We start from the raw sequence: 26,493 nt of genomic DNA on the forward strand, positions 1-26,493 counted from the left end.
ATCAGATCAGGCCGTCCAGGTCATCGCGCATCGCTGCACCCACGGCGAACACACGCGCCAGCACGAACAGCATCAGCACTGCCAACAGGCCGGTGATCGACATGCCGCCGCCCACCTCCATCCAGGTGAAGTCCGGGCCCATCCAGGCGGCGTAGGCACCGATCAGGATCGACAGCAGCTCCATCGCCAGCATCAGCCACGCCATGCGTTGCAGGCGCTGTGCATTGGCGTGGGTGAACGGCCGCTCGCGCGCCGCCGACTTCAGCAGCCGCAGCAGGTGGCGCAGGAACAGCAGGCACAGCACCAGCAGCGCGACGATCGCGCCCAGGCCCAGGCAGAAGTGCAGGAACAGGTCGTTGCCATGCGCGGCGGCGGCACCGGCGTCATGGACGCTGTCGAGCAGCCAACGGCGGTCGTGGGCAACCAGCGGCACGGCCAGCAGTGCGGCCAGGATGCCCAGCCAGCACATCGCCCGGACGGCCTGGACGGCGGCCTGGGCCAGGGTGAACAGGCCTCGCGCGGGTGTGGCGCGGGCGGGACGAGCGGTCAAGCGGCCTCCGGCATTGGGGTGGCCTCGCCGCCCCGGGGTGGATTTATCGATAAACGATATATCACATCCTGCGTGAAAGGCTGAATCGCAGGCATGGGAAGCCTGCGGGGCACGCGGCCTTGCCGGCACTACCGGGGCGGCGCAGCCGGTTCCAGCATCGCTTCGCCGGGCGTCACCGAGGCCATCGCCTGTACGCCGGCCTCGGCCGCCTGCCGCGTGACCAGCCGGAAGCGCACCTGCAGCTTGGATTGCCCCGGCGTGGCCCAGCCGTACTGGATCGCCACCTGGTCGGCCGACAACGGCCCACGGCCCGGCAGCGAGCGCGCCTGCAACGGCTTCGGCGCCGCCTGCACCAGCCGCGCGAAGCCCTTCTGCACCACCGCGGCATCGGCCTTCTCCGCATACACCGAGCAGGTGCCATCGTCGGCCCAGCTGACCGCATAGCGGCCGCTGGCCAACGGCACCATCCAGGCCACGCCCGCCTGTCCCTGCAGCAACGTTGCAGCCTCGGCGGGTTGCAGCGGTGCCAGCCCGTTGGATTCCATCAACGACTGCAACCGTGCCGGCGCGCCGATGTGCTGCATGCAGGCGGTATCGAACAACTCGCTGAAGGGATCCTGCGCGGCAGCGCTCGCCTTGGGCACGCGCGCAGGCTGCGCCACCGCCAGGGCAGGCAGCAGGGCCAGGATCAGCCAGGAGGCTGTGCGCATCGGAACTCCACGGTACGGAAAACAGCAGGGAGGATGGCAAAGCCCGGGCGCGACGCGCAACGGGTCATGGCTTGACAGCCGGCGCAGGCGGGAGGACTATCAATTAACGAATTAGTTAATTAGCTCGCCATGGACCGCATCTTCGAAGCCCTCGCCTCCACCGCCCGCCGGCAGATCCTGGCCTATCTCAGCGCTGGCGAACTCAGCGCCGGCGAACTGGCCGGGCGCTTCGATTTCAGCAAGCCGGCGCTGTCCAGCCACCTGCGCATCCTTGAGGAAGCCGGCCTGATCGAACGCGAGAAGCGCGGCCAGTTCGTGTACTTCCGGCAGGTGCCCGACCGTCTGGCCAACACGCTGTTCTCGTGGGCGGCCGAAGTCTGTCCGGTCGGTGGCCCGCTCAAGCGCGAAGCACGCGCCCGCCGCAAGTCCCCCGCCCGCTGAACCGCCCAGCCAAGGAGCATGACGATGCCTGGTTCGACCCGCGACCGCCGTTCGTTTCCAGGGGTACAGCTGCCGGCACAGGAGGGGGGCAGCCCGACCGAAGTCACGTTGATCGCGCAGCTCGGCATCGGCGCCGGTGATGCACTGGTGACCGACGCCAGCCAGCGCCAGCGCCACCACCCGGCCTTCATCGATGCGCTGGACGAGCCTTCGGCGCGCCTGGGCGGCATGCATCTGCAGCAGGGCGACGCCTCCTCGCTGTACAGCTTCACCGTCGGCGCCGGTGGCCATCCGTTCCATCGCCATGCCGGGCCCCGCATGTTCACTGCCATTGCCGGCAGCGCCGGTGCCGAACTGCGCTTCGCCACCGCGTCCGACACGCAACTGGCGCGTGATCCCGCTGCCTTCGCACGCACGCTGCGGCGCATCCGCATTCCACCGGACTGCCTGTTCACCGTGCGCTTCGGTGGAGGCACCTGGCATCAGTTCGCATCGAACCATCGCGCACACCCGGCGCTGTTCGCGTTGTCCTGCCACAGCAATGAGCTGGCCGGGGCAATGGGCGATCAGGCCCGTGCGCAGGTGCAGCGCAACGCCGCCGATATCCCCAGCTTGACCGAGGTATTGCCCGAAGCGCTCTGGCCCTCGGCCGCCACGCTCGCGGCGGCCCCACTGCTGCAGCTGTCACTGCAGGCAGCGCCCCCCAGCCTGTGCGCATATCTGTGCGCGCGTACCCGCGGCCTGTTCGGTCCGTTGCGGCGGATCCCGCTGCGGCCGCTGCGTGGCTTCGTCGAACGCGCCACCCCGGCCTATCCCATCCACGCACGGGCTGCGGCCAGCGATGGCCTGCTGCCCGCAGCACTGCCGCACAGCCACTACCAGGACCAGACCACCCTGCGCCTGGACAGGGCGCAGGTCACCCATCACTCCGCGTCGGCGCTGCTGGCCGATGTGCTGGAAGGCTTCCTGTGCAATCCGCCGGCCGGCGTGGGCCACCTGATGGCGCTGCGCAACCGCCTGGTGGCACCGTTGCGGCTGCGCACGTCGCCGCTCGGCTGCCCGGTCTCGTCATTGTTGTCGACCGATCGCAGCCGGTTGTTCGCCGGACGCTACCCGGTGCTGGATGCGCGCATCGATGCCGGGGACAGCTGCGCCGAAGTGCTGCTGGGTGCCGATGATCGTCACCTGCGTTTCCGCAGCAGCGTGCGGGTGCAGCGCTGTGCCGAGGGCCACGTCGAGATCAGCCTGGGCTCGCGCGTGCAGACCCGCAATGCATTCGGCCGCCTGTACATGGCGCTGATCGATGCCGCGCACCGGCACTACGTTGCACCGGCACTGCTGCGGCGTGCGGTCGAGCATGCGCTGGCCCCGGAACTGGCGGCCGTGGATGCGTGGACGGCTCCGCCTGCGCACGGATGATGGCGGCCAGCCGCCGGCGCTACCCTGCGCTGTAGCGGTACACCAGATCTTCGGCGTCACTGCGCACGGCCTGAGCGTCAAGCACCCCGCCCAGGCGCTGCGCGACAGCCTGCGATGCCAGATTGTCCGGCGCCATGTAGCTGACCAGGGTCGGCAGCTGCGCCACCACGAAGGCCCAGTCGCGCAGTGCGCTGGCCGCCTCGGTGGCAAAGCCCTGCCCTTCGTGGCCGTCGTACAACAACCAGCCCAGTTCCTTTTCCGGAAACAGCGGGCCATGGTTGATCCCGACCTGGCCGATGCAGGCACCGGTATCGGCGCGCTCGATCATCAACGCACCATGGCCGAACAGATGCCAGCTGGCCAGGTCGTGGCAGAACTGCCCCCAGGCGGCTACTTCACCGAACGGGCCGCCCATGCCACGCGCACGCGGCGAGGCCAGGAATGCGGCATAGACGCCGAAGTCATCCAGCTGCTGTGGACGCAGCCGCAGGCGCACGGTGTGCAGGGTTGGAATTTCAAGCATGACGGCGCACAGGATCAGTACACCGCCAGATGGCCGCATCCGCGTCGCTGCGGCTGCCCTTCCATCGTCACCTGCACGCTGGCCTGCGTGTCCACGCCGTCGGCGTTGCGGCACGACTCGCGCTTGATCTCGACGATGGCCGGCTGATTGCCCAGCTCGCCATTGAGCACGATCAGCGAAGCCGGCGCATCGGCCGGCTGCCCGAGATAGCGCAGCGTACCCTTCCGGGTAACACCGTCAGTGCTGAGGGTGGCCTCGTGGTTGCCCTTGCCGGTGGAGGCGATCTCGATGCGCCAGCCGGCACCACCGCCGGTGAACGCCGGCACCGGGCTCAGGTCGGCAGCAATCGAGGGATGGCGTGGCGCATCGCCAGCCGTCTGCGATGCGGTGGACGCACAGCCGGCCAACAACCCGGCCAGCAGTGCTGTGGCAACAACGGGATGAACGGTCATGGCGGCCTCCCTCGATGATGGACGCGGCCAGTCTAGAGGGCCGGATGTGCCGTGGAAATGAATGCCCCCCGCATGCAGGTGCTGCGGATGGCACTCATCCGCGCGGCGCGTGCACGCACGGATCGGCTGATGCGTGTGCTCAACGTGCATTGCGGCCGCCACCGGCCACGCGTACGCGGTCGCGTCCCTGTGCCTTGGCCTGGTACATGGCCGCGTCGGCGGCACGCAGCAGAGTGCGCCAGCCCAGCGCATCGGTGCCCCCCTCGGCCACGCCGAAGCTGGCGGTGACCCGCAGCACGTTGCCACCGGCCAGTGCGATATCCAGCTGCTGCAGCGCCACGCGCAGCGACTCGGCCAACCGGCGGCCACCGGCCAGATCGCCGTCGGCCAGCAGCACCAGGAACTCCTCACCACCGTAACGGGCGATGCTGTCGCTGCGGCGCAGATGGCGTTGCAGCAGCTGCGCTACCTGCACCAGCACTTCATCGCCCGCATCATGCCCATGGCCGTCGTTGATGGCCTTGAAACGATCAACATCCAGCAGGATCACCACCGCGCTGGTGCCACCGTCGGCGTGGCGCTGCTGCACCATCTCGTCCAGCGCGCGCCGGTTCAGCAACCCGGTCAGTTCGTCGGTGCCAGCCAGCTGGCGCAGCTCGCTGGTCAACGCCGAGCGCTCGCGCGACTTCTCGCGCAGCACTTCGATGGCATCGAACAGGCGCTGCATCTCGGCCAGCGGGTGGGTCACATGCTGCTCCGGTCCGGGCGCTTCCGAAGCGATCTGGATCACCTGCTTCTGCGCCTGCAGCAGCGGCCGCAGGATCTGCCGGTGGGCAATGCGCAGCGCTACGCCGAGCACCAGCAGCGTACCCAGCACCGTCGCCACCAGCACCACCAGGCGCGTCGCTTCGCGGTTGCGGGCGCGCTCGAAGCGGGCGATGGACACGCTCAGGTAACCGTCGCGCAGCGCTTCCAGCGACTGCAGGGTCGGCACGTAACGCGTGGTGAACTCGGCGGCGGTCCACGGCGGCGGCACGCCGCGGCGGCCATCTTCGATCAGCTGTTCGATCATCGGCAGCGATTCGCCGAAGAACTGCCGGCGCGCCATGTCCCAATGCCAGGACAGCGCCGGATCACTGCGGAACACCGCCTCATGGCTGCCTGCCAGCCGCCACAGCTCCAGCAGGCGGCCTTCGGTCTGCAATGCAGCCCGCACCTGTTCGTCACGCCATGCCCCCGGTACCGCCACCGGCGCCATCACGTTCGAGGCCAGGCGGCCGCCATGCTCGCGCAGATCGATCAGCACCTGGCCCTGCATCGCCGGAATCGCCGCTTCGCGGTCGGCGCTGACCAGCACGTTGATCTGCGCCGAGGTCAGCACGTGCAGGCGGTCGACCACGGCGAACATGCTGCTGATCGCGCGCTCCACGTCCTCCACCCGGCGCACATCCTGCGGCTGCGCCGCCACCCGGTCCACCGCGGCCCGCGCCGATTGCAGGCGGCGCTGTGCGTCGGCCAGCAGCCCATGCTCGTCGATCACGCCCGGATCGGCCTTGAACAAGGTGTCCAGCTGCAGCAGGGCGGTGTCGACCCGCTTGCGCGCCACCGCCAGCTGCGCGGCCAGCCGGGCCTGTTCGGCCGCATCGGCCGGGTTGGCTCCCAGCAGGCTGTTGGCGGGGCCGCGCTCGGCCGACACCAGGTTGGCCAGATCGAAGGTCTGCCGCAGCTGGCGCAGGCTGACCAGGTTGTCCTCGGCGCCGGTGAAGCGCAGCGTGCCCTGCACCAGTGCGATGGCCATCAGCGGCAGCGTACAGACTACGAACAGCCCGGCCAGGATCCAGACCCAGGTCCGCAATCCAATGGGCGACGCCTTGCGGGCCATGCACATTTCCCCTGTAGTGCGGAACACTGTAGCGGCCGGCTACACAGGCGCCAAGCCGCTGGCGGGCCAGCCACGGCCGTGGGTATACCGTGGCCGCCGCGAACGCACCGGCAAGGTCGCGCGGCACTCGATTCGCGGCAGATACATCCTGCCCGGCTGCGTCAGATCCAGCGCTGGTCGACCAGCTCGCGCTTCACGTAGGCATAGAACACCGGCGCGGCAACCAGGCCTGGCAGGCCGAAGGCCGCCTCCATCACCAGCATGGCCAGCAGCAGTTCCCAGGCACGCGCCTGGATTTCGCCACCGACGATGCGCGCGTTGAGGAAGTACTCCAGCTTGTGGATCACGATCAGGTACAGCAGCGCCGCCACCGCCACGTAGAACGAGACCGACAGTGCGACGATGGTGATGATCGTGTTGGAGATGATGTTGCCCACCACCGGCAGCAGGCCGGCAAGGAAGGTGATCAGCACCAGGGTCTTGGACAGTGGCAGGTGCACGCCGAACAACGGCAGCACGCCCAGCAGGAAGATGGCGGTGAACACGGTGTTGAGCAGCGAGATCTTCACCTGCGCGAACACCACCTGGCGGAACGCGGTGGCCAGGCGGCTGGTACGCCCGATCAGTTCCTGCGCCAGCGGCCCCATCTTCGGCAGCGGCAGTTCGTCATACAGCGCGATCATCGCACCCAGCACCATACCGATCAGTACGCGCACTCCGATCTGTACCACCGAGGTACCGGCCACGCCCAGCTGGCGCTGGTGCTCGGCAGCCCAGTCGTTCAACGCCGCGCGCAACGCCGGCATGTCTTCGGGAATGTAGGGTTGCAGCAACGCCGGCACCTGGTGGCGCGAGGTATTGAGGATCTCCATCAGGCGCGCCAGCAATGCGTCCGGACCGCCGGTCTCGTTGCGGAAGAACGAGGCCACGCCTATGCCGGCCAGCACCAGCCCGCTGATGATGATCGCCGACAGCACGATCACTGCAATCGCCCGTGCCCGTCCCGGCGGCAGCTTGCCTTCCACGGTGGAGGCCAGCAGGTGGGTCAGCTGGAACACCAGCAGGCCGGACAGCAGGGTCACCACCAGCCCCAGTTTCAGCGCCAGCCACATGCCCAGCAGCATCATCAGCCACGCCGCGATCCGTGGAATGGGGGGCTTGGGCTGGGCAACAAGAGCGTCTTGCATGGGAGCGCGTCCGGGCGGGGTGGCCCATGGTAGAGGATTGGCGTGCCGATTCCGCGTGCAGGATGAACCGGCGTTTCGCCTGGATTCCGCCGCCGCTGGCCCGCCCTTCGATGCCCCGGGCCGGGCCCGGATCGCAGCCCGTTGCAGGTCTGGGAGGATGATCATCAACCGGTAGCCGAGTTCGGCTGGCCCGGCGCATCGATCATCCAATGGCCGCAGCAGAATTCCTGGCCTGCGCGGGGGATCAGGCGGCGCCGCCCCCCCCCCCCACTCACTCGCCGTAGCTGGCCGTATTCTTGCCCTGCCGCTTGGCGTGGTAGAGCGCGCGGTCGGCCAGTGCCAACCAGTCCTCGACACTGCCGCCACGCGGTGTGGCCGCAATGCCGATACTCACGCTGAACTCCACACCCGGCGTGGCCTGCCGCGCGGCCTCGAGCAGATGCAGGCGCACCCGCTCGGCCACGTGCATCGCATCGACAGGCGTGCAGTCGCGCAGCAGCACCACGAACTCATCGCCGCCCAGCCGGGCGGGCGTATCACCGGGCCGGGCAAAGGTGCGCAGTGTTGCCGCGATATGCCGCAGCACCTCGTCACCGGCGCGGTGGCCATGCGAGTCATTGATGCGCTTGAAGTCGTCCACATCGAGCATCAGCAGGCAGGCAAAACCGCCCTGGCCCTGCGCCCGGTCCAGTGCCTGCTGCGCACGCAGGATCAGGAAGCCACGGTTGGCCAGCTCGACCAGCGGGTCCATCCGGCTGAGCCGCTGCAGCTGACGGTTCTGCGATTTGACCCGGCGCGCCAGCTGCCAGCTGAGAATGCTCAGGCCGATGCCATACACGAACAGGAACGGGACACTCAGCACGATCGTGCGCTGCGAGGTCACCGGCTGGTAAGGGAAGCCGAGCGCCCACCAGGTGAGTGCGAAGCCCAGCAGCAGCGCCAGCGTGGCGCGCATCGCCAGGCGCACACCACCGGCAGCGATCTTGTCGGCCACCAGCAGCGCGGCGAACAGGGCGCTGGGCACCGCGCTCAACGCCATGAAGGCGATCCAGCCGCCGCCGAAGAAGGAGTCGGCCACCATGCAGCGGAACTGGACGACCGCCGGCTGGCGGGAGCGCTGGGTCAGCAGCAGCGCCAGTGCCGGCCACGCCAGCGCGTTGAGCAGCAGCAGGATCCACGCCAGCGCCCCATCCTGGCGTTCAAGGATGATCGAAGCGATGGGGATCGCCCCCAGTCCATTGCCGACGAAACGCATCCAGCCGATGCGACGTGCCGCGCCAATGCCTTCGACCGCCCCTTCCGCCGAATCGGTGAAGAACGGCATTACCGACCCCCTTGCGCGATCGCACTTTCCACTACGGCCCTTGCCGGGCTGCCTGCGATGAGTCTGACAGCTTTGCGTCAATTCGGGATCAAGGTTGCGGCACAGCGCGCTCGCCGGCGGCCACACTCCCGCTGCCCCACCCCTCGTTCACCCGCGCCGGGGCGCAGCCGTCGAACCCCGCAGCATGAAGCTGAACTCCAGCGTCTGCTGAAGCGGCACATCGACCTGCTCGATGATGGCAAGCAGCAGGTTGACCGCACGCTCACCGATCTGCCGCATCGGCTGGCGGATGGTCGTCAACGGGGGCGTGAGGTAACGCGAGGACGCCAGATCGTCGAAGCCGACGATGGACAGCTCGTCCGGCACGCGGATGCCCAGGTCCCGGCAGGCGGCCAGGGTACCCAAGGCCATCTGGTCACTGAAACAGAACACCGCGGTCGGTGCGGGCGCGCCATCCAGCAGCGCCATCGCCGCCGCATGCCCGGACTCCACGGAAAAGTCCCCTGGCACGATGCTCAGCTGGCGCAGACGACCACGCGCCTTGCCAGCGGCCCGGACCCCTTCCAGCCGTTGCTGGTGCAGGGGGTTGTCAGGCGGCCCGCCAACCACGGCGATCCGTTCGTGTCCCAGCCCATACAGATGCTCCATCACCGCGCGTGCGGCGGCCGCGTTGTCGATGTGGACGCTGGGGATGCCCAGTGCGGGATCGAACTCGCACCCGTTGACCACCGGTGCGGCGGCGCCACGCTGCTCGACGATCTCGCGCGCGGTCGGTGGCAGGCGATGCCCCAGCACGATCATGCCGTCGGCCTCGTTGCGCCGGAGCATCTGCGCATAGCGTTCTTCGCGGTCGGGTTGATGCTGGGTGTCGCCCAGCAGAACCGCGTAGCCGACCGCCTGCGCAGCCTCCTCCGCGCCCTGCAGGATCTGCGCGAAGAACGGATTGGCGATGTCCGGGACGGTGACCAGGATCTTGCCGCTGCGCTGGGTCTTGAGCGTGCGGGCCACCGTGTTGGGCACATAGCCCAGTGCGGCGGCGGCCTGCTCGATGCGCGCGCGGGTGGCCGGCAGGACTTTGTCCGGACGGGAAAGTGCCCGCGACACCGTGCCTGCGGAGACGCCGACGTGCTTTGCGATGTCGTAGATGGTGGCCATGGCGTTAGTCCTCCTGTCCGCTGTGCAGTGCACAACAGGTCCTGCGTGAGCCCCTGCTAGGATAATGCAATCGATTGCATCGAGGGCGAATCACGTTGAAGACGCTCAAGGGTCCAGCGCTGTTCCTGGCGCAGTTCATCGGCGACACGGCTCCTTTTGATCGGCTGGACACGCTGGCCGGGTGGGCCGCGGGTCTGGGCTATTCTGGCGTACAAGTACCCACCTCCGCGCCCCATCTGTTCGATCTGGCCGAGGCGGCGCGCAGCCAGGCGTACTGCGACGATATCGCCGGCATGCTGGCCGGGCACGGCCTGCAGATCACCGAACTGTCGACCCACCTGCAGGGACAACTGGTTGCGGTCCATCCTGCCTACGACAGCCTGTTCGACGGATTCGCGCCCGCAGACACCCGCGGCAACCCGCCCGTCCGCCAGGCCTGGGCGGTGGAGCAGCTGCGGCTGGCGGCGCAGGCCAGCCAACGCCTGGGGCTGACCGCCCACGCCACGTTCTCCGGTGCACTGGCCTGGCCCTACTTCTATCCGTGGCCGCAGCGCCCGCCAGGCCTGGTGGAAGAAGCCTTCGCCGAGCTCGGCCGCCGCTGGCGCCCGCTCCTGGATGTGTTCGATGCCTGCGGCGTGGACCTGTGCTTCGAGATCCACCCGGGCGAGGACCTGCACGACGGTGCGACCTTCGAGCGCTTCCTCGACGAGGTCGATCAGCATCCCCGCGCGAAGATCCTGTACGACCCCAGCCACCTGCTGCTGCAGCAGATGGACTACCTCGGTTTCATCGACCGCTACCACGCGCGCATCGGCATCTTCCACGTCAAGGACGCGGAGTATCGCCCCAGTGCAAGCACTGGCGTGTATGGCGGCTACCAGGACTGGATCGATCGTCCGGGCCGGTTCCGTTCACCCGGTGATGGCCAGATCGACTTCAAGGCGATCTTCTCGAAGTTCGCGCAGTACGACTTCCCCGGCTGGGCGGTGCTGGAATGGGAGTGCTGCCTGAAGCATCCCGAGGACGGCGCACGCGAGGGCGCCGCCTTCATCCGCGACCACATCATCCGCGTGACCGAACGCGCCTTCGACGACTTTGCCGACAGCGGCACGGACGCCGGATCACTGCACCGCATGCTGGGAATCTGAACCGACACCGCCCCGGGAGGGCAAGCCATGACGCACGCCATGTCGCGCCTGGGCGCGATGATGTTTCTGTAGTTCTTCATCTGGGGGGCGTGGTTCGTGACCCTCGGAACCTACCTGGTGCAGGGTCCGCTGCAGGCCAGCGCCAGCCAGGTGGCAACGGCGTTCCTCAGCCAATCCATCGGCGCCATCGTGGCGCCGTTCCTGGTCGGCCTGATCGCAGACCGCTATTTCGCCGCGCAGCGCATCCTGGCCGTACTCCACCTGGCTGGCGCGGTGCTCATGTGGCTGGCGTCCACGGCAAGCAGTTTCAGCGTGTTTTCCGCGTGCGTCATCGGCTACATGCTGCTGTTCATGCCGACACTGGCGTTGGCCAACAGTGTGGCGATGCGGCACATGCAATCGCCGGAGAAGCAGTTCCCGCTGGTGCGCGTGGCCGGCAGCGTCGGCTGGATCATCGCAGGCGTGCTGATCGGCTGGCTGGGCTGGGAACAGGCGCATCGGCTTGAACTGACCTTCCGGATGGCCGCGCTGGCCTCGCTGGTGCTGGGCCTGTATGCGTTCACCCTGCCGCACACCCCGCCACTGGCACGACAGCGCGATGCCGGGCTGGGACAGATACTGGGGCTGGATTCATTGCGGCTGCTGAAGTCGCGCGCCTACCTGGTGTTCTTCCTGGCCTCCATCGCCATCTGCATTCCGCTGTCGTTCTACTACAACTTCACCAACCCGTATCTCAACGATCTGGGCGTGCACGGCGCCGCAGGCCTGCAGTCACTGGGCCAGGTCTCCGAAGTGCTGCTGATGCTGGCCATGCCCTTCCTGTTCGTCCGGCTGGGGGTGAAGACCATGCTGGCGGTCGGCATGGCGGCCTGGGTGGTGCGCTATGCGCTGTTCGCCTTCGGCGATGCAGGTGGCGGCTTCTCCCTGCTGGTGATCGGCATCGTGCTGCACGGCATCTGCTACGACTTCTTCTTCGTCACCGGCCAGATCTACACCGATGCACATGCCGGGCCTGCCGCACGCAGCAGCGCGCAGGGCTTCATCACCCTGGCCACCTACGGCGTGGGCATGTTGATCGGCACCTTCCTGTCCGGCGCGGTGGTGGAACACTTCACCACGGCCGTAGGGCCGGACTGGCGGCAGATCTGGCTGTTCCCTGCCGGCGTCGCGCTGGTGGTGCTGGTCGCCTTCCTGCTGCTGTTCCGCGACCGGCCAGTGGCCGCACCCGCGCCTTCCACGCCCTGAGGACACCCCCCGATGCCAAAGCAGCTTGGAGTCGCCATCGTCGGCACCGGCATGATCGGCGCCGTGCATCACCGCGCGGCATTGCTGGCCGGTGCCGGCATCCGCGGCGTGGCTGCGTCGTCCCCGCAGCGCGCACGCGAGACAGCGCAGGCGTGGAATGTCCCCCATGCATACCGGGACATCGAAGACGTGATCGCCGATCCCCAGGTGCAGGTGGTGCACATCTGCACGCCCAATCATCTGCACCGCGCGATGGCGCAGGCCGCACTCGAAGCCGGCAAGCATGTGATCTGCGAGAAGCCGCTGGCGACGACGCTGGAAGATGCGCAGTCGCTGGCGGCGCTGGCCGCCTCGTCGGGCTTGGTTGCCACGGTCCCCTTCGTCTACCGCTACCACCCGGTGGTCCGTGAGGCGCGTGCACGCATTGCACAGGGGGATCTCGGGCCACTGCACCTGATCCATGGCAGCTACCTGCAGGATTGGCTGCTGGACCCTGCCAGCAACAACTGGCGCGTGGACCCTGCCCTGGGCGGCGAGTCACGCGTGTTCGCCGACATTGGTTCGCACTGGTGCGACCTGGTCGAATGGGTCAGTGGCGAACGCTTCGCCGAAGTGAACGCGGCGTTCGCCACGGTGATCGCCGAACGCAGCGCCGTCACCGGCCAGAGCTTCAGCACGCCAGTCACGGACGGCGCAAAGCAGGCGGTCGCAAGCGAAGATGTAGCCGCCGCACTGTTCAGGACCGGCGCAGGCACGCTGGCGTCGTTGACGGTCAGCCAGGTCTCGGCCGGACGCCGCAACCGCCTCTGGTTCGAGATCGATGGCGCCAACGCCAGCGTGGCGTTCAACCAGGAAGATGCCGAACGGCTGTGGATTGGCCTGCCCGACCAGCGCGAGGAGACCTTCGTGCGCGGTCCGGGCGCCGGCAGTGCCGAACAGCGCCGGCTGTCGGTGCTGCCGGCCGGGCACGCGCAGGGCTACGGCCAGTGCTTCGAGGCGTTTGTCGCCGACACCTATCGCGCCATTGAAGGCGAGCGGCCGCAGGGCCTGCCCACCTTCGAAGACGGCCTGCGCTCGGCGCGGATCGTCGACCGTGTCATTGCATCGGCCAGGTCACGCGCCTGGACCACCATCGGTTGAATCCCGGGAGGATCTGTTGATGAACATTCCTGTTCGCAGAGCTGCAACCCTCGTCCTGCTGTTGCTCGCCGCCCTGCCCGCCTTCGCACGAGATACCGCAGGCCCACAGGCGCCCATTGCCGTGCAGATGTACACACTGCGCAACGCCGGAACGCTCGACCAGCAATTGAAGATCGTCCACGACGCGGGCGTGCATGCGGTGGAAACCGTCGGCACGCAGAACGTCAGCGCTGCGGAACTGAAGCAGCTGCTGGACCGCTACTCGATCAGGGCGATTTCCTCGCACGTGCCGCTGGCCGATCTGCGCAATGACCTCGATGGCGTGGTGGCCTTCAACCGCACGATCGGCAATACCACGCTGGTGGTGCCGTACCTGGACCAGAAGGACCGGCCAACCGATGCCGCGGGCTGGACCGCCCTGGGCCAGGAGCTGGGCCGGATATCGAAGCGCGTGCGCGACAAGGGCATGCACCTGGCCTATCACAACCACGACTTCGAGCTGGCCGACTTCAACGGCAGGACCGGCCTGGAGTTGCTGTTCGATGCGGCCGGCCCCGGCCTGCAGACCGAACTGGACCTGGCCTGGGTCGCGCGTGCGGGCCTGGACCCGGCGGTGATGCTGGGGAAATTCCATGGCCGCCTGTTCGCGGTGCACGCCAAGGACAACGCCGCCAAGGGCCAGGCCGAAGACGAGGGCGGGTTCGCTGCGGTGGGCCAGGGCGTGCTGGACTGGAACGCGATCCTGCCTGCCGCGGCAGCCGCCAATGTGCAGTGGTACATCGTCGAGCACGACCAGCCACGCGACCCTGCCAAGGTCATCCAGGCCGGCGCGGACTACCTGCGTGACCATCTGACCGTCAGCCAGCCCGCTCGTGCACAGCGCTAGCGGGCGAAGGAGCCTTGCTTGGACACTCGCTTGAAACTGACCTTCACCCTGGCCATGGTCCTGTGCGGCACGACGCTGGCGACCACGGCGTGGTGCAAGGATGACCCTGCCGCCGGCGCGAAGCTCTACAGCGCAAACTGCACGGCCTGCCACGGCGCAGACCGCGCAGGCATGCCGGGCGCGTTCCCAGCGCTCACCGGCATCAGCAAGCGCCTGCAGCCCGCGCAGATCAAGGAAAAGATCCGGAAGGGCGGCGGCTTGATGCCCCCCTTCCCGCAGCTGTCACAGCAGGAGATCGATGACATCGCCAGCTACCTGGCGAACTAGCGGGTGGGCGCTACAGTTCGCGCACCCAGATGTTGCGGTAGCTGACCCTGGAATCATGCTCCTGCAGATAGAGCGGAGCGCACCCATGGGGCGCGTACGAGGGCGCCCCGATGTATTCGGTCTTGCCCGCCAGCACGGTATCGTCCTGCACCAGCACGCCGTTGTGCAGGACCGTGATGCGCGCGGGCGAGGCCAGCCCTCCGCCCTGCGAGAAGCGCGGTGCCTTCCAGATGATGTCGTAGACCTGCCACTGGCCCGGTGCGCGCGAGGCATTCACCCGCGGCATGGCCTGCTTGTAGATCGAGCCGGCCTGGCCGTTGGCGTAGGTCGGATTGTTGTAGCTGTCGAGCACCTGCAGCTCGTACAGTTCCTGCAGGAAGATGCCGCTGTTGCCCCGGTTCTGGCCGTCGAAGCCCTTGGTCCCGGTGGGGGTGCGCCATTCGACATGCAGCTGGACATCGCAGAAGCGTTGCCGGGTGCGGATGCCCTTGCTGCCCGGAACGACGGTCATGGCGCCATCGGCAACCTTCCAGGGCACGCGCCCGCCCTGCTCCGCCTCCCACGCCGAGACATCCTTGCCATCGAACAGCACGATCGCGTCGGAGGGAGCCTTCCCCGGAGGCGTAGCCACGACGGCGGGCACCGGGGTCCACACCTCGGTCTTCTTCGGATCATGCGCAGCGTCGGCACCGTCCTGCGCGCCTGCAGATGCAGCGGCCAGCAGGGCGGCGGTGATCAACAGAGGACGGATCATCAGGTCGGTGTCCATCAGCTGGTCCCCCACGCGGGCGTACCGGGGACATAGGCGAGGTCGCCATCGTAACGACCCGGCACGGCGACGTACTGCAGCACCCCGGTCGCTCCGACTTTGGAGGTGAAGAAGCCGAAGATGGCCAACTGCTTGATCATCGTGAAGTAGTGCGGCATCGCCTCGCCTTCTTCGGGGGTGCCGGTCTCGGTCACGTCGGCATGGCGTGCCTTCGCCTCCGCATCCAGGGCACGCAGCAGTCCGGTGCGGGCTTCCGGCGTGAGTGACACGAACCTGCCACCGGCGCGTTTGTTGATATCGACCAGGCCAGACCGGAATACCGCCTGCTGGCGGGTGGTGTAGCAGTCGCTGACGAAGGTCGCCATGAACAGGCCAGCGCCCGCATCCTTCGCCCCTGGCGTCCGGGTGCGCGGCAGGATGGTTTCGGCGATCTCATCCAGCAGGCCGACGTCGGCATCGGAGAACGCGATCCTCGTACCGCCAGCGGGCGCCTGCCCTTGGGCAAGCGCAGGCAGGCCGACCATGGCCGCGCCGGTGGCGGCAACGATCATCTTCAGCAGTTCGCGGCGATCCATCAGAGGTTCCCCGCTTTCAGTTCGCGTACGGCATGGTCGGCCGCACGCGCGGTCAGCGCCATGTAGGTCAGCGAGGGATTCACGCAGGCGCTGGAGGCCATGCAGGCACCATCGGTGACATAGACGTTGGGTGCATCCCAGACCTGGTTGTGCGCGTTCAGTACCGAACTCTTGCGATCGCGTCCCATGCGCGCGGTTCCCATCTCATGGATGCCCTTGCCCGGGGCATAGTCGCTGTCGTGCATCTTCACGTCCTTGACACCGGCCGCCTCCAGCATTTCGGCGGCATCGGCGGCCATGTCCTTGCGCATGGCCAGTTCGTTGGCACGCATGGACACGTCCATCGCCAGCACCGGCAGCCCCCACTTGTCCCTGCGGTCCCGATCCAGGCGGATCGTATTGTCGTGGTGCGGCAACATTTCACCGAACCCGGTCATGCCGATGCGCCAGTCGCCCGGTACGGTCAGCGCCTCTTTCAGGTCGGCACCGATGTTCAGCTCGGCGATCTCGCGCGACCAACCGGTGCGGCTGGCACCGCCCTGGTAGCCGAACCCGCGCAGGTAGCCGCGCTTGTCGGCCGCGACGTTGCGGAAACGCGGAATGTAGAAGCCGCAGGGACGGCGGCCGAAGTAGTACTTGTCCTCAAAGCCCTCGACCCGGCCCGAGGCGCCCGCACCGAAATGATGGTCCATCACGTTGTGCCCGAGCTCGCCCGACGAAGAGCCCAGCCCGCCCTCCCAGACATCGGTCGCCGAGTTCATCAGCAGCCAGGTCGAGTTGAACGACGATGCGTTGAGGAAGATGACCTTGGCGGTGTACTGGTAGGTCTGCCCGGTCTCGGCGTCGATGACCTCCACGCCGCGCGCACGCTTGCGGTCCTTGTCGTAGAGCACTTCCTTGACGATCGAGAACGGCCGCAATGTCAGGTTGCCGGTCTTCATCGCCGCCGGCAATGTCGCCGCCTGGGTCGAGAAATAGGCACCGAAGGGACAGCCCAGGATGCACTTGTTGCGATACTGGCAGTTGACGCGCCCCTGCTCGGGCATTGGCTTGGTGATATTGGCGGTGCGCGAGTGGATCATATGCCGCGTTCCGCCGAAGGCCTTCTTGATACGCGCGGCCACATCCTTCTCGACGATGTTCAACGGGATCGGTGGCAGGAACTCGCCGTCCGGCAGCACGTCCAGTCCTTCGCGCGTGCCGGCGATGCCGGCGAACCTCTCCACGTAGTCGTACCAGGGCGCAATGTCGGCGTAGCGGATCGGCCAGTCGGTCGCGAGGCCGTCCTTGAGGTTCGCCTCGAAATCCAGATCGGAGAAGCGATAGCTCTGCCGCCCCCACATCAACGAGCGGCCGCCGACGTGGTAGCCGCGGAACCAGTCGAATCGCTTGGTCTCGATGTAGGGCGAGTCCTGTTCGTTGGCCCACATCCCTTCCAGATTCTCGGCCAGGCCGTAGTCACGCATCAGCACCGGGAAGTCGGCCTTCATCGCCTGCGTTGGCCGGTTGCGGTGCGGGAAGTCCCACGCCTCCTTCATCGCGTTGACGTAATCCTTGACGTGCTCGATGTTGCGTCCGCGTTCCAGCATCAGGACCTTCAGGCCCTTCTCGGTCAGTTCCTTCGCCGCCCAACCGCCACTGATTCCCGAGCCAACAACGATGGCGTCGTAGTGATTATCTGCCATGGGTTTCTCACCTGGGTGGATATCGTTTCAGACGTCGCAGAGGCGGATCGCCTCGCGCAATGAGCCAACAGGATCGGGCGCTGCAGGCATGAACTCCTGCGCCAGATACCCCTTGAAACCGGAGTCGCGGATCGCGCGGCAGATGGCCGGATAGTGGAGCTCCTGCTGGTCTCCGATCTCATTCCGGCCGGGCACCCCCGCGGTGTGGTAGTGCTTGAAGCAGGCGTGATGCCTGCCGATGGTGGCGATGATGTCGCCCTCCATGATCTGCATGTGATAGATGTCGTACAGCAGGCCGAAGTTGTCCGAGCCGAGCCGCTGGCACAGCTCCACGCCCCAGGCAGAGTGGTCGCACAGGTAGTCGTGGTGATCGACCCTGGAGTTCAGCAGCTCCATCACCAGCACCACGCCGCGTTTCTCGGCATGCCCGAGGATCCGCTTGAGGCCAGCCTCGGCATTGGCCATGCCGTCGCGGGGATCCATGCCGTTGCGATTGCCGGAGAAGCAGATGAGGTTGCGATATCCGGCGTCAGCCACCAGATCGATGTGCCGCGTGTAGCGCTCCACCAGCTGATCGTGGAACTCGCGGCCGGCAAAGCCTTTGGTCAGGCCCAGCTCCGCGCCATTGCACATCGAGCTGTAGACGCCATTCGCCTTCAGCGTGGGCCAGTCTTCCGGCCCCACCAGATCGATGGCGGCGAAGCCGATGTCCTTCACCGTCGCGCAGAGCTGGGCGACCGACAGCTGCGGGAAAGTCCAGCGGGCCACGGAGTGCTTCAGGTTGCCCTTGAGCGGTGCAGCGGCGGCGAATGCAGGCAACGCCTTCGCCGCCCCCAGGCCAACGCTGCCGGCAACCGCGAGGCGCAGCGCATCGCGCCGTGTGAGGCCCGCCGCCGGGGCCGGTCTGATCGAATGGATGGACATCCACCTACCGGCCTCCCAACCGGTATCAAACGCAACGATTCACAGCAATGCAATCGATTGCACCATAGGGGAGGAAATTGCCTGTTTGCAAGTCGCGGTGCACGAAAACTGATGCTGCGAAGCACAATGCCAACGACATCGCGCAGAAAGAAAGCCCCGCAGTGGCGGGGCTTTCTTTTCCAACCCGATCAGTCGCCTGGGATCAAATCTACCGGCTTTCTGCTCAAGCGAACGAGCAGAATCAGTAGATCTTCAACGCCCCGAGCCAATGCGTTGGCCCTGTTCCCAGAAACATTGAATGATCACCGGGCGTTCGTAGCCTCATGAACCATATCAACCAGCTACTGGATGTCTTCGTTCTGAATCCGTGGGCACCCCACGGCGGGGTCCAGCCCTGCCTCGGAGCCGGCGCATTGCAGAACTGTATAGCTCGCGACGTCGAGCGACAGCAGTCGACCAAGCCAAGGCTTCGCGAATCGGGAACGCATCAGCTATTCCCCACGACCGACTCAGACACCGTCACAGTCACCACCAGCTTTGGCCAGCCGGGCAACGTCACGCAGGGAAGCCTGGATGTCCGCCACTGAGCTGCAAATGTTCTCAGGCGCCACGTCGAACTTTGCATTGCCGGCCCGACGCTTGAAAGCAGCAAATTCGGACAGGCATTGCCCTGCCAGCCTCTTGGCATCCAGCTTCGACGCAGCCTGAACCATTGCATTGCCCTGCGCGGCGAGGTAGCACTTGTAGTCCTCGGAGAGCGCTCCATCCATACGGAATCGCGACAGCTCAACCAGGTGCCGAGGGGCGGCAGGACTCCTGCTGCCCCCGATCAAGGCGAGACCAAGCTCAGCACCGTCGGCGCCTACACAAGCATAGGGCGTCTGAGAGCACAGCGACTTGCTCTCGGAACTCTTGTGCACTACCAGCGAGGCAAGAATAGAGTGTTCGGCCATCTCAATATCTGCCGCGAGTCTCTCTGCCAGCGGCCGCGCGGACACGGGAGAACCAAGCAGGACACAAAGGACGAGGCACGAAATGGGTGCAGTGGTATTCATCGGCTCACCAGAAACGTTGGGGAAGACGCGTAGACTGACTCATCTGAGCCCTCCACGCCTGCTCGGAGGCGAATCAAGAACCTGCGCAAACCCGAGCTTTGATCCGGCCTACTTTCCTGGCCGCGTCTCCGAAACCCGGACGCCACATAGGCATCCTGAAGGCGGCTCTTTTCGAGCGCCCGAAACGCGCAAAGGGACAATTCCGCGTCATTCGCGCGCATGCCAATGGCTGCGAGAAGTAGCCAAGCCCCCTCCGTTTCATGGCCTTGGTCAACGAGGATTAACTGTTCCGCACATCAAATACGGGAACGTGCTCGCCTCGCAAGCAAGCCGCATATCGCTGTGCGACGGAAGCGTAACACCTTGCGGCTGCTTTTGATCTTCGGCGCTTCTTCATCGATCTACACACTGCCGTCTCTTCTGCATACCTCATGTCACAGTGGTCATCCTCGTCGCTCTCATCCGCAGAGCCAGCTTGCATAAGCACAGCCAATGACATCTGCGACGTAGCGCTATTGGGGCCAAGCCAGCGATGGACTCGAGCAGACGTCTCCCCGTGCCGCTCTCCGTTCTCATATCCGATTCGCTCAGGTGTGTCGCCAGTCATCCATCAACACCTTGCCGTAGGTGGAAGGTTGGATACGGTCGGATTCTGCCAAACGGAAAAGGCCCCCCATCCATAAAGATGAGGGCCTCTATCAACACTAAAACCGTCAAGTAGGAATCAGAACGGTTGTGACTACCAAACGTGCAAACAAATCCTCACTGGTCAGGCAAGGCAGGCGTTCTGTTCGATTGAGCCTGTTCGAACGTAAACATCTGCACTCGCCAGGAGCATCCGTCAGTCAAGAGAATCGACACGGCCCGGCAGCTGTTGGCCAAGGGCCGTCGTGCCGCGCACAAACCTGGCGATCGGTCGAGCAGGAAGAGGGCGCATACTGTGACCGAATTGATGGCGATGATTGCGACTGTGGGGAGGATCTCATTGGGAAGCGTGATCGTGCCCTGCTCTACTTCGCCTTCGCCAGCCGTGGACGCCGCCAGAGCGAGACGGCCCATGCCACCTTAAGCAAGCTTTCACCGATTGAGGGCGGCGACCTCTACCACCTGGACGTCGGCAAAACGCTGCAGGACGGGGTCAAAGCCGGCGGCTCGCCGGACAAGCCCTTGTTAGGTCCACCCTGGGAACAGTAGTGACTGAAGGCTTGCTCATGCTTCCAATGGAGGAGTGGCTGGCTCTAACGAGCAACTTGCGCCTGCGCTGGTTGACACTTCATTGCTGAACATGCCTGGTCACCCTAGGGCGACGTTCCAGGCGGTGGAGCGAGCCTCCGAGCCTAATGACTCAAGGACCGAACCCCACGGCCATTGAAACGACTCTCTCATCTCGAGTGAAGAAGCAAATGTTGGATCCACCTTCCGAGAAGCCGCAGACGCGTTCAACGTCGAAGGAACCCAGCTTCGCTCGCGCAGTCTCAATCGAGCCGTATCTACGCGCAGCACTGACCGCCTTGGACGCGCGATCACCGATCGCAACCCCCTTTAGCCTCAGGCTCTTCAGACTCTCGACGCGAGCTGAGGAAGGGTTATCGGCGGCGATCGATGAGACGCGAATCTCATCGATTGTTCGGAATTTCGGCGCAACATCAGGGTTGGAGGTGACTATCACCTCCAGCTGTGTGGTTGGATCCCGGTATATACGCCGAATTAGACCCGCGGCATCTACGACCTTGTCACCCTCTCCATACCGGCGCAGGACCTCACGTTCGCTGTAGGCATGAGGAAGGTATGCGCCGTCGCGAAACACCTTTGATACATAGTCGACCCCAGCCGCTCCCGCCGCGGAGTACGCGGCTGCGGCCAGCAATCCAAGTCCAACCAAGGCGACTTTGCTTGTCTTCATAATGATCTCTGAATGCTCAGAAGAATGGGATGATCACCGGGCGTTCGTAGTTCATCCGCTGATAGGAGATCGGTTTTAAAGGATTGCGAGCCTTTGCCTCACGAACCATATCAACCAGCTCCTGGATGTCTTCGTTCTGCATCCGGGTGCACCCCACCGCCGGGGTCCAGCCCTGTCTCGGCGCCAGCGGATTGCGGAGCCTTGACCCACCACCATGGATCCACCTGCCACGTGGATCATCGGTCTTCAGAATGTCGTTGGGGCCATACGCCCTCTCGTTCATCTTGTAGGGCCCCCTTACGGGATAGACATTTGCAGACTGGTAGGGACCAGCCGCACCGGGAAGCGCATTGCCTGCGACGGCGCTTAGCGACTGCCAGGATCTAACAACATTGCCGCCATCATCATAGTACGTAGTAATACCAAGATTCTGATACGTCACGATAGAGTCCAGCCCATCGGGATCAACTCCCGACACGGGGTTCCCGTTGACGTAGCCGTAAGTTGACACCCCCGCCGCCAGTCCTATTGGATCGCTCTGCACATAGCGCCCCGCGGCCGGGTCGTAATCACGATGCATGTTCTGACTCAGAGCAGAAATCGCATCGTACCTTTGACCAGGGAAGCGGAGACCGAACTCGAAGTTGGTCCCATCCAGATCGGGATCTTCGTTCGGCAAAGTTGAGCCAAACGCCTCGCTCTTCAAGTCCCAAGTCCAGACAACGGCGTCTCGCACAGGATCGATGATCACTCGAGGTGCCCCCAGATGATCCGCCTGAACATAGAAAAGGGCATCCCCCTTCATTACACCTACCGGCAGGTCGTCGAGCCAAATCAGCTGCTGAGCGCTGCCGGCGTCCAAGCCGTAGCCACCAAGCCATCGCCCTTGTTCGTCATAGAGGGAATGGCTGACCTCCCCTCCCGCGACCCGGCTGCTTTGCTGCCCCAGCTCGTTGTAACGATACTCCGCAGCGGGCACTCCGTTCAGACGCACGATGCTCATGCGGTTCGCTGCACTGTAGGAATAGTCTCTTCCATTTCCGGCATTCGACACCATGTTCCCCGCAGAATCATAGCTCCGTGCCGCACCGGAAATGCTTTGCAGACGATGGCTCTCTGCCGGGTAAATATAGGCCTGCTCCAAGCCATTGACCTTTGCCGAGAGGCGATTGCCCGTTGCGTCGTACGCATAGCTCTCGATAGTGGCCCCTGTGGCCGCATCCTTGAACGCCGTAAGGCGTCCTAACGAGTCGTAAGCAAGCGCAATGGACGGCTCCCCGATTGCAGAGCCGCTCAAGGCGATAAGATCTCCAGCGGGATTGAACGTATAGCCAGCACTGAGTCCACCCACCCCGCTTCCGTGCAACCCGAGGGGACGATAGTCCTGGTCCAACTCTCGCAGCAAGGTGCGGCCATTGCCGTAGACCCAGCCAGCGGAAGGACCAAATGGATAACGCTTCGCTCCAGAGACAAGGATCTGGCGCGAAGCTCCAGGGCGGGTAACCCCGACCTCAATGACAGAGCCTGTAGTGTCACGCACGTAGTCGACGCGACTTCCATCAGGATAAGTGAGCCCACTCAGACGGCCTGCTTTGGTGTAGCTGTATTGAACAGATAGCACCTTTCCTTCCAAAGCCTGGACCTTTCTGGTTACGTTGCCCGCTTGGTCGTAGCAGTACTTCGTCATGCCGCTTTGGTCCTGACGTGCGGCCAAACGACCTGATGCGAAGCTCTCGTTCGCGTTACATACGCTGTCCGCCATGTCGTAGGAGTAAGTGGCCACAATCTCCTGGTCACCATAGACCTTGCGTGTGACGCGTCCCAAGACATCAAAGCCATAGGCGACCGTCTTCCCATTCGCATCGACACGACTGGCAGGCTGCCCCGCACTGTTGTACGTACCACGGGTCAGTCCAGTGTCAGGACTTTGCTGGGTGATGAGATCGCCGAGACCGGAGTAGTGATAGTTCGTCGCTAGCCCCTTTGGATCAATGACGCTGGTTGTCCGGCCTTCTGCGTCATACTCATATCGGATCTGAACGGCCAATCCGCCGACATCCTGCAGCGTCCGGCTTAGCTGGCCAAGGGCATCGTATTCGAACTGCGTCTTGCGCTTCAGGGCATCGGTGATGAGCTGGACGTTGTTCGCCAGGTCATATGTAAAGTCGGTTGAATTCCCCGCTGCCGTCTTCTGAGACACCAGCTGCCCCAACTTGTTGTAAACGCGGGAGAGCGAACGCTTCAGTCCACCACCTGCGTCGAACACCTCCTCTTTGGTGCGATTGCCTGCCACATCGAGGGTGTAGCGGATGCTGTTGCCCGCGCCGTCATTAACTTGGGTGAGGCGGTGCGCATCGTCGTAGAGATAGCTGATGGACACTCCATCAGGGTCGATGATCGAGGCAAGATTGCCTGTCGGATCGTAGGACATGGAAGTCACTCGATCATTGGCAGACGCAACCCCGTCTACGCTGGCCCGCTCAACCATCGAGGTAAGCTTGCCTCGAGCGGAATAGCCGAAGTCATGGATTGTGCCCGACGCATCCCGCACTCGAGTGACGCGCCCGTTGCGATCGTAGCTCAGCCGCGTCGTCACTTGACCCGCGGCATTGGTCTCTGACTGAAGGTCGCCGGCATGGTGGCAAGAGCCGCCCTGAGTGCCGCAACCTGACTCGTCTGCGGTCGCATAGTAGCTGTACCTGGTAATGTCCTGAACGTCGGTCCGAGGCCCGTCCTCGGTAAGGACAAGACCGATTTGCGGGCACTGGCTGGCATCCACCGCAGAGCAGTAGGTGGTCGTCCACTGACGGACCCCAGCTGGCGCATTGGCCGCTGTTCCACAGGCATAGCCGACTGCTGTCGGAATGGCAGGATCAACCTCGCAACGCGCGACCTCGAGGCCAAGCGCATTGTATTTCCACGAGCTACCGGACACGGCAATACCCGCCGCATCCTTCACCACGCGACTGATTGGCGCGCGCAGTGCGCTATCCCAGGTAGTCGTCGTGGTGCGTTGTTGGGGAGTGGACGCAGCATCAACCTGTTCGGTCAGCAGACCGTCCACGCTGTATACCCAGCGAGTCACGATCCCCTTGAAGTCCGTGACGGACGCAGGGTAGCCGTTCGCGTCATAGGTCATGGCCTTGTAGGGTTGGTTGCACTGGTCGCCACAGGCGGCCGAACCACCTGCGGGCATCAGACGCCCCTTGCCTGTATCCACGAAGCCCAACTTGGAAGTTGCTCCGAGTGGCCCCTTGACGGTTACCGGCAGCGTTCCCTTCCACGTGGAAGCGGCGTAGTCCAGAGTTGTGGTATCAACTCCGCCGGCGAACTCCGCGTGATAAGCGCGATGGTTGTAGTCGAATTTAATGGTCTCGTAACGAACGCCTTTCTCATCCACAATCCCTGTGAGGAAGGACGTGCCTGCGACAGTGGGGCTGTTGGCTGTTTCGTTGTAGATGTAGCCCTTGCTTGTGGCGTCCGGATAGGTCACCGATGCAAGCTGTCCTGCGGGGTTGTAGCCAAACGTTTGCGATGCACCGTCCGGCAACGTCAGCCTGGTCAATCGCGATGAGGCATCATACTTAAAGCTCAAGGTGCGCCCGCTGACGTCGCCAACGGCCAACAGGAGCCCAGCGACTGGCGCCACATCCACCGGCGTGGTTGCGTCTGAATACTGCAAGGACAGAAGCCTCCTGCCTGCAGAGTCGTAGACCTCCTTCAGCAAGCCTGTTGCATCGTAGATTTCGGTTTGGCGGTTGGCCGCCAACTGCAATGCATAGCCGTTGCCCCCCTCTCGATCGACGAGCACGTCTGCGACATCGGAATCGACGATCCAGCCGTTTGAGGTTCGAGTGAACAGCTCTGAGCTGCCATCCGGCCGCATGGCACGGATGAACGTGCGGTCTCCAGCCGATCCAGTAGTGGGCGCAAGCACTTCGAGTCGCCGATCAAAAAGATGGCGCCACTGAGGGCCCAAAGAAGAACCTGGAGCACGGGAAGAACTGTTGTAAAACCGCCGGAACATCAGGCCTGACGGCGACTCGAAGTCGGTTTCCTGCCGGTAGAAGTTGCCAGTGGAGGTATTGATCGGATCACCCTCAAACGGGCTTCCTGGATCACGGGCATTGGCCTTTGAAGCACTGTCAGCAGCACCTCGAGCCCCGGTTCCATCGGTTGCAGAGCCGAGCCCGGCTGAACAACGCTTCTGGCACCCGCCGAAATTCTTCTGGGGCTGTCCAATCAATATCTCGGAAGCAAAAACGTTGTCACTAACACTTCCATTGACGTAGATCGTCGCAGCCCAGCCGTCGGTGCCGTATCGCACCGTGACAACGGGCGGCTTGGTGCACTTGGGGTCCTGTTGGCAAGGGGCTTGGATCTTCCCAACCAGGAAGTTGACCGCCGCACCTATGCTCTCAAACGAGCCAACCCCGCGAAACGACTGGACCTTGTAGGGAGGGCCGTAGTAGGTGGCTGCACTTGCAGTCGATGCACCGCCCAATGCCAGGCAGAAGGAGAAAATCGCGGCAGCCTTATGACTGCGCAGGGGCATTGCAAATGCCATTGGTACACGCTCCATGTGAAAGACAACTGACAAGCCCGGCCAAAGGACTCCATCCGACATCAATCCTTAATGCGCGGAATTAACCTCTTTCCCCCGACCCTGCTGGGGATCGGCAAATCCTAGAGCAAGCTAATGACAGATTTTGTGCGGCAAGACAAGCTTTGGGGACGAACCGCGCAGTTGGGCTTGGGGCCGCGTTGACCATGTCCGCAGGATCTGCGACAGCCCCGCGCCAGCTCGCCAGGCCTATGCCCGTCCTTCGCACGCCGTCATCAAGACCAGCCGGGACCATGCACCAGCGATGAACTCGAGCAGACGTCTCCCCGTACCGGTCTCCGTTCTCAAATCTGACTCGCTCAGGTGTATCGCAAGTCATCCATCAACACCTTGCCATAGGTGGAAGGTTGGATACGGCCGGATTCTGCCAAACGAAAAAGGCCCCCATCCATAAAGATGAGGGCCTCTATCAGCACTAAATCCGTCAAGTAGGGATCAGAAGGGTTGTGCACACATAAAAGACCGATCCAGACGATCAATTCGCATTCAAGTACTTGCTTTACATGACAATTCCATCACATGCCTCACCGATTTCCTAGACAAAAGGGACTTGAACTATCGATTTAACG

Annotated in this window: 23 protein-coding genes; 8 read left to right on the plus strand and 15 right to left on the minus strand. The window is 64.5% G+C overall.

Translation table 11 applies throughout. The annotated features are described in order from the left end of the window. Position 1: 1 nt before the first annotated feature. A complete protein-coding gene (locus B9Y64_RS02180; RefSeq protein ID WP_100439322.1) occupies positions 2–469 on the minus strand; it encodes a DUF2975 domain-containing protein in 468 nt (155 codons plus the stop codon). 209 nt (positions 470–678) lie between these two features. Further along, entirely contained in the window at positions 679–1,260 is a 582-nt protein-coding gene (locus B9Y64_RS02185) for an NMCC_0638 family (lipo)protein (protein WP_100439323.1), read from the minus strand. A gap of 129 nt (positions 1,261–1,389) precedes the next feature. Here B9Y64_RS02185 and B9Y64_RS02190 point away from each other — a divergent pair, with 129 nt between their 5' ends. Both B9Y64_RS02190 and B9Y64_RS02195 read left to right on the plus strand, forming a co-directional pair. Continuing rightward, entirely contained in the window at positions 1,390–1,701 is a 312-nt protein-coding gene (locus B9Y64_RS02190) for a metalloregulator ArsR/SmtB family transcription factor (RefSeq protein WP_006423919.1), read from the plus strand. Positions 1,702–1,725: 24 nt separating this feature from the next. Beyond that, positions 1,726–3,120 (plus strand): DUF2867 domain-containing protein, encoded by a 1,395-nt coding sequence (locus tag B9Y64_RS02195; protein ID WP_100439324.1) that lies wholly within the window; start codon positions 1,726–1,728, stop codon positions 3,118–3,120. Between the two features lie 19 nt (positions 3,121–3,139). Here the strand turns inward: B9Y64_RS02195 and B9Y64_RS02200 are convergent, their stop codons facing one another. The 6 genes from B9Y64_RS02200 to B9Y64_RS02225 form a co-directional block, all read right to left on the minus strand. Continuing rightward, a complete protein-coding gene (locus tag B9Y64_RS02200) occupies positions 3,140–3,643 on the minus strand; it encodes a GNAT family N-acetyltransferase (protein WP_100439880.1) in 504 nt (167 codons plus the stop codon). Positions 3,644–3,657: 14 nt separating this feature from the next. Beyond that, a complete protein-coding gene (locus B9Y64_RS02205; protein WP_100439325.1) occupies positions 3,658–4,095 on the minus strand; it encodes a hypothetical protein in 438 nt (145 codons plus the stop codon). A 139-nt stretch (positions 4,096–4,234) separates the two neighbouring features. Further along, positions 4,235–5,977 (minus strand): GGDEF domain-containing protein, encoded by a 1,743-nt coding sequence (locus B9Y64_RS02210; RefSeq protein WP_100439326.1) that lies wholly within the window; start codon positions 5,975–5,977, stop codon positions 4,235–4,237. A 161-nt stretch (positions 5,978–6,138) separates the two neighbouring features. Beyond that, on the minus strand, positions 6,139–7,164 hold the full coding sequence (locus B9Y64_RS02215) for an AI-2E family transporter (RefSeq protein WP_100439327.1): 1,026 nt from the start codon (positions 7,162–7,164) through the stop codon (positions 6,139–6,141). A gap of 271 nt (positions 7,165–7,435) precedes the next feature. Further along, positions 7,436–8,488, minus strand: coding sequence for a sensor domain-containing diguanylate cyclase (locus B9Y64_RS02220; protein WP_100439328.1), 1,053 nt, complete (start codon positions 8,486–8,488; stop codon positions 7,436–7,438). Between the two features lie 147 nt (positions 8,489–8,635). After that, the gene (locus B9Y64_RS02225; RefSeq protein ID WP_100439329.1) at positions 8,636–9,643 is read right to left on the minus strand and encodes a LacI family DNA-binding transcriptional regulator; all 1,008 of its coding nucleotides are present in this window, start codon (positions 9,641–9,643) and stop codon (positions 8,636–8,638) included. 95 nt (positions 9,644–9,738) lie between these two features. On the opposite strand from B9Y64_RS02225, the gene B9Y64_RS02230 reads away from it, so the two are divergent. The 5 genes from B9Y64_RS02230 (at position 9,739) to B9Y64_RS02250 (ending at position 14,389) form a co-directional block, all read left to right on the plus strand. Then, entirely contained in the window at positions 9,739–10,791 is a 1,053-nt protein-coding gene (locus tag B9Y64_RS02230) for a sugar phosphate isomerase/epimerase family protein (protein WP_100439330.1), read from the plus strand. Positions 10,792–10,869: 78 nt separating this feature from the next. Further along, the gene (locus tag B9Y64_RS02235) at positions 10,870–12,036 is read left to right on the plus strand and encodes an MFS transporter (RefSeq protein ID WP_238379843.1); all 1,167 of its coding nucleotides are present in this window, start codon (positions 10,870–10,872) and stop codon (positions 12,034–12,036) included. A 12-nt stretch (positions 12,037–12,048) separates the two neighbouring features. Next, positions 12,049–13,176: a Gfo/Idh/MocA family protein gene (locus B9Y64_RS02240; protein ID WP_100439331.1), complete on the plus strand. Its 1,128-nt coding sequence runs from the start codon at positions 12,049–12,051 to the stop codon at positions 13,174–13,176. Positions 13,177–13,195: 19 nt separating this feature from the next. Then, a complete protein-coding gene (locus B9Y64_RS02245) occupies positions 13,196–14,062 on the plus strand; it encodes a sugar phosphate isomerase/epimerase family protein (protein WP_100439332.1) in 867 nt (288 codons plus the stop codon). Positions 14,063–14,116: 54 nt separating this feature from the next. Further along, positions 14,117–14,389 carry a c-type cytochrome gene (locus tag B9Y64_RS02250; protein WP_100439881.1) on the plus strand — a complete coding sequence of 91 codons (273 nt, stop codon included), beginning with the start codon at positions 14,117–14,119 and terminating at the stop codon, positions 14,387–14,389. A gap of 10 nt (positions 14,390–14,399) precedes the next feature. On the opposite strand, the gene B9Y64_RS02255 is transcribed toward B9Y64_RS02250, so the two are convergent. From B9Y64_RS02255 to B9Y64_RS02275, 5 genes are all read right to left on the minus strand, one after another. Next, a complete protein-coding gene (locus B9Y64_RS02255) occupies positions 14,400–15,158 on the minus strand; it encodes a 3-keto-disaccharide hydrolase (protein ID WP_100439882.1) in 759 nt (252 codons plus the stop codon). After that, complete coding sequence (locus B9Y64_RS02260) at positions 15,158–15,733, minus strand: gluconate 2-dehydrogenase subunit 3 family protein (RefSeq protein ID WP_100439333.1); 576 nt, start codon at positions 15,731–15,733, stop codon at positions 15,158–15,160. The genes B9Y64_RS02255 and B9Y64_RS02260 overlap by 1 nt, the downstream gene beginning before the upstream one ends. After that, on the minus strand, positions 15,733–17,418 hold the full coding sequence (locus B9Y64_RS02265; protein ID WP_100439334.1) for a GMC oxidoreductase: 1,686 nt from the start codon (positions 17,416–17,418) through the stop codon (positions 15,733–15,735). Before B9Y64_RS02265 ends, B9Y64_RS02260 begins: the two co-directional genes overlap by 1 nt. Before the next feature lie 27 nt (positions 17,419–17,445). Further along, on the minus strand, positions 17,446–18,342 hold the full coding sequence (locus B9Y64_RS02270) for a hydroxypyruvate isomerase family protein (RefSeq protein ID WP_100439335.1): 897 nt from the start codon (positions 18,340–18,342) through the stop codon (positions 17,446–17,448). 509 nt (positions 18,343–18,851) lie between these two features. Continuing rightward, complete coding sequence (locus tag B9Y64_RS02275; RefSeq protein ID WP_157804471.1) at positions 18,852–19,397, minus strand: Imm57 family immunity protein; 546 nt, start codon at positions 19,395–19,397, stop codon at positions 18,852–18,854. A gap of 795 nt (positions 19,398–20,192) precedes the next feature. Here B9Y64_RS02275 and B9Y64_RS02280 point away from each other — a divergent pair. Then, entirely contained in the window at positions 20,193–20,591 is a 399-nt protein-coding gene (locus B9Y64_RS02280; RefSeq protein WP_238379828.1) for a hypothetical protein, read from the plus strand. 151 nt (positions 20,592–20,742) lie between these two features. Here B9Y64_RS02280 and B9Y64_RS21860 read toward each other — a convergent pair whose 3' ends face one another. Both B9Y64_RS21860 and B9Y64_RS02285 read right to left on the minus strand, forming a co-directional pair. Beyond that, a complete protein-coding gene (locus B9Y64_RS21860; protein ID WP_157804472.1) occupies positions 20,743–21,300 on the minus strand; it encodes a hypothetical protein in 558 nt (185 codons plus the stop codon). A gap of 16 nt (positions 21,301–21,316) precedes the next feature. Beyond that, a complete protein-coding gene (locus B9Y64_RS02285; RefSeq protein WP_238379829.1) occupies positions 21,317–25,927 on the minus strand; it encodes an RHS repeat-associated core domain-containing protein in 4,611 nt (1,536 codons plus the stop codon). Positions 25,928–26,493 lie beyond the last annotated feature (566 nt).

Source organism: Stenotrophomonas maltophilia, from assembly GCF_002799245.1.
GTDB lineage: Bacteria > Pseudomonadota > Gammaproteobacteria > Xanthomonadales > Xanthomonadaceae > Stenotrophomonas > Stenotrophomonas maltophilia_S.

Excerpts from the sequence above, each read along its gene's own strand:
- B9Y64_RS02180 (WP_100439322.1), bottom strand. The coding sequence starts at position 469 with ATGTGCTGGCTGGGCATCCTGGCCGCACTGCTGGCCGTGCCGCTGGTT.
- B9Y64_RS02185 (WP_100439323.1), bottom strand. The coding sequence starts at position 1,260 with ATGCGCACAGCCTCCTGGCTGATCCTGGCCCTGCTGCCTGCCCTGGCG.
- B9Y64_RS02190 (WP_006423919.1), top strand. The coding sequence starts at position 1,390 with ATGGACCGCATCTTCGAAGCCCTCGCCTCCACCGCCCGCCGGCAGATC.
- B9Y64_RS02195 (WP_100439324.1), top strand. The coding sequence starts at position 1,726 with ATGCCTGGTTCGACCCGCGACCGCCGTTCGTTTCCAGGGGTACAGCTG.
- B9Y64_RS02200 (WP_100439880.1), bottom strand. The coding sequence starts at position 3,643 with ATGCTTGAAATTCCAACCCTGCACACCGTGCGCCTGCGGCTGCGTCCA.
- B9Y64_RS02205 (WP_100439325.1), bottom strand. The coding sequence starts at position 4,095 with ATGACCGTTCATCCCGTTGTTGCCACAGCACTGCTGGCCGGGTTGTTG.
- B9Y64_RS02210 (WP_100439326.1), bottom strand. The coding sequence starts at position 5,977 with ATGGCCCGCAAGGCGTCGCCCATTGGATTGCGGACCTGGGTCTGGATC.
- B9Y64_RS02215 (WP_100439327.1), bottom strand. The coding sequence starts at position 7,164 with ATGCAAGACGCTCTTGTTGCCCAGCCCAAGCCCCCCATTCCACGGATC.
- B9Y64_RS02220 (WP_100439328.1), bottom strand. The coding sequence starts at position 8,488 with ATGCCGTTCTTCACCGATTCGGCGGAAGGGGCGGTCGAAGGCATTGGC.
- B9Y64_RS02225 (WP_100439329.1), bottom strand. The coding sequence starts at position 9,643 with ATGGCCACCATCTACGACATCGCAAAGCACGTCGGCGTCTCCGCAGGC.
- B9Y64_RS02240 (WP_100439331.1), top strand. The coding sequence starts at position 12,049 with ATGCCAAAGCAGCTTGGAGTCGCCATCGTCGGCACCGGCATGATCGGC.
- B9Y64_RS02245 (WP_100439332.1), top strand. The coding sequence starts at position 13,196 with ATGAACATTCCTGTTCGCAGAGCTGCAACCCTCGTCCTGCTGTTGCTC.
- B9Y64_RS02250 (WP_100439881.1), top strand. The coding sequence starts at position 14,117 with ATGGTCCTGTGCGGCACGACGCTGGCGACCACGGCGTGGTGCAAGGAT.
- B9Y64_RS02255 (WP_100439882.1), bottom strand. The coding sequence starts at position 15,158 with ATGGACACCGACCTGATGATCCGTCCTCTGTTGATCACCGCCGCCCTG.
- B9Y64_RS02260 (WP_100439333.1), bottom strand. The coding sequence starts at position 15,733 with ATGGATCGCCGCGAACTGCTGAAGATGATCGTTGCCGCCACCGGCGCG.
- B9Y64_RS02265 (WP_100439334.1), bottom strand. The coding sequence starts at position 17,418 with ATGGCAGATAATCACTACGACGCCATCGTTGTTGGCTCGGGAATCAGT.
- B9Y64_RS02270 (WP_100439335.1), bottom strand. The coding sequence starts at position 18,342 with ATGTCCATCCATTCGATCAGACCGGCCCCGGCGGCGGGCCTCACACGG.
- B9Y64_RS02275 (WP_157804471.1), bottom strand. The coding sequence starts at position 19,397 with ATGAATACCACTGCACCCATTTCGTGCCTCGTCCTTTGTGTCCTGCTT.
- B9Y64_RS21860 (WP_157804472.1), bottom strand. The coding sequence starts at position 21,300 with ATGAAGACAAGCAAAGTCGCCTTGGTTGGACTTGGATTGCTGGCCGCA.
- B9Y64_RS02285 (WP_238379829.1), bottom strand. The coding sequence starts at position 25,927 with ATGTCGGATGGAGTCCTTTGGCCGGGCTTGTCAGTTGTCTTTCACATG.